Below are 2,169 nucleotides of genomic sequence, written 5' to 3'. Positions count from 1 at the left end.
CGAACGTGGCCATCCCGGGCTCGTTCTCGCCGCGGATGCCGGTGAAGAGCTCGTCACCTCGGGCGACCAGCCCCGCGTACTGCTGCTGGACCTTCATGGCCTGCTGCATCGCGATGCCCAGGATCCGCACGGGGATCCCCGGCAGGGTCTCGGGCAGCTTGCGTGCCTCGTCGAGAACGTGGGCGGCCAGGCCGGCTGCCGCGCGGACTACCTCAGGGATCTCTCGTGCCATGCGCACACCCTGCCCCACAACGTCGCGACCGACACGCAATGTGTGCAGATCCACCCGAGGGAGGCATGGGACGACGGCCCCCTGCAGGGCCCCGTCGCGAGCTCGCGAGCGGCGGGGGGCAGGGGGTCCTTCAACTACCATGGGGTGCATGGCTGATCAGCGCGGACGTGTCCTGCTGGCCGATCCGCGCGGCTACTGCGCCGGCGTGGATCGGGCGGTCATCGCGGTCGAGCGGGCGCTGGAGATCCACGGGGCGCCGGTCTACGTCCGCAAGCAGATCGTCCACAACAAGCACGTCGTCGCCACCCTGGAGCGCCGGGGCGCGATCTTCGTCGACGAGACCGACGAGGTGCCCGAGGGCTCGGTCGTCGTCTTCAGTGCGCACGGCGTCTCACCCGCGGTGCACCAGGAGGCGGCGTCGCGGCGGCTGCGGACCATCGACGCCACCTGCCCGCTGGTCACCAAGGTGCACCAGGAGGCCAAGCGCTTCGCCCGCGACGACTTCGACATCCTGCTCATCGGCCACCGCGGCCACGAGGAGGTCGAGGGCACCGCCGGGGAGGCGCCGTCCCACATCCAGCTCGTCGACGGCCCCAAGGACGTCGCCACCGTGCAGGTGCGCGACCCGGAGAAGGTCGTGTGGCTGTCGCAGACCACGCTCTCGGTGGACGAGACCCTGGCGACGGTGGACCAGCTGAAGAACCGCTTCCCCGGTCTGCAGGCCCCGCCGAGCGACGACATCTGCTACGCCACGCAGAACCGGCAGCAGGCGGTCAAGCAGATGGCGGGGGAGTGCGACCTGGTGCTGGTCGTCGGCTCGACCAACTCGTCGAACTCGGTCCGCCTGGTCGAGGTCGCGCTGGAGGCGGGCGCCCGCGCCTCGTATCTCGTCGACTTCGCCTCGGAGATCGACCCGGCCTGGCTCGAGGGCGTGGGCACGGTCGGCGTCACCAGCGGCGCCTCGGTGCCGGAGGTCCTCGTGAGCGAGGTGCTGGACTGGCTGGCCGAGCGGGGCTACCCCGACGTCGAGACCGTCAAGGCGGCGGAGGAGCGGCTGGTGTTTGCGCTGCCGCACGAGCTCCGGCGCGCCGAGAAGGCCGCGCGCACCGACTGACCGGTCATCCGGTCGTCCCGTCCCGGGCCGGCTCGTCGTCGTCCTCGATCGGCGGTTCCGCCGGGCGCAGGGTGCGCACCGTCGCCTCCAGCGGCTCGGGGGTCTGCAGCGGGCTCTCGGCCACGCCCAGGTCGTCGAACCGGCGGGCAGCGGTCAGCACGGAGCGCTCGTAGGAGCCGATCGTCTCGTTGTAGCGGGCCATCGTGGTGCCCAGCGCCGATCCGAGCCGCACGAGGTGGCTGGTCAGCGTGCCGAGCCGGGCGTGCAGCCGTCGGCCCACTTCCAGCACCTGGTCGGCGTCGCGGGCCAGCCGCTCCTGCCGCCACGAGTAGGCCACCGTGCGCAGCAGCGCCAGCAGCGTGCTCGGGGTGGCGAGCACGACGTCGCGGGCGAAGCCGTACTCCAGCAGCCCCGGCTCGGCCTCCAGCGCCGTCGTCAGGAATCCGTCGGAGGGGACGAACAGGACGGTGAACGGGGCGGCGGGGCGGAAGGCCGTGGGATAGCGCCGGGCGGCCAGCGTGTCGACGTGGGTGCGCAGCTGCCGGGCGTGCATGGCCACTCGCTGCTCGCGCACCGACTGGTCGGTGGCCTGGACCGCCTCGATGTACCCGGTGAACGGCACCTTGGCGTCGACGATCACCTGCCGCCCGTCTGCGAGCGTCACGACGAGGTCGGGCCGCACGCCGGCGCCCTCGTCGTTGGTGCCCGACGGCTGCTCCACGAAGTCGCAGTGCTCCAGGAGCCCGGCCACCTCGACCACCCGCCGCAGCTGGACCTCGCCCCAGCGGCCCCGCACGTGCGGGGTGCGCAGCGCGGTGACCAG

The 2,169-nt window shown here is 72.5% G+C and carries 3 protein-coding genes; 1 reads left to right on the top strand and 2 read right to left on the bottom strand.

Features of this window, described 5'->3' with window-relative positions; translation table 11 throughout:
- A partial coding sequence (locus tag VK640_00745; protein HTE71715.1) for a hypothetical protein occupies positions 1–232 on the bottom strand: 232 nt, incomplete at its 3' end.
- Between the two features lie 148 nt (positions 233–380).
- On the opposite strand from VK640_00745, the gene VK640_00740 reads away from it, so the two are divergent.
- A complete protein-coding gene (locus tag VK640_00740; GenBank protein HTE71714.1) occupies positions 381–1,346 on the top strand; it encodes a 4-hydroxy-3-methylbut-2-enyl diphosphate reductase in 966 nt (321 codons plus the stop codon).
- Between the two features lie 4 nt (positions 1,347–1,350).
- Here the strand turns inward: VK640_00740 and VK640_00735 are convergent.
- The coding region (locus VK640_00735) for a DNA recombination protein RmuC (GenBank protein HTE71713.1) at positions 1,351–2,169 on the bottom strand (819 nt) is incomplete at its 5' end.

It is taken from the genome of Actinomycetes bacterium (assembly GCA_035489715.1).
Lineage (GTDB): Bacteria > Actinomycetota > Actinomycetes > JACCUZ01 > JACCUZ01 > DATHAP01.
The sequence above is the reverse complement of the archived record's forward strand: the minus strand, read 5'-3'. Positions and strand labels throughout refer to the sequence as shown.

Bases quoted from the DNA above. Each gene is read 5' to 3' on its own strand.
- VK640_00740 (HTE71714.1), top strand. From the start codon at position 381: ATGGCTGATCAGCGCGGACGTGTCCTGCTGGCCGATCCGCGCGGCTAC.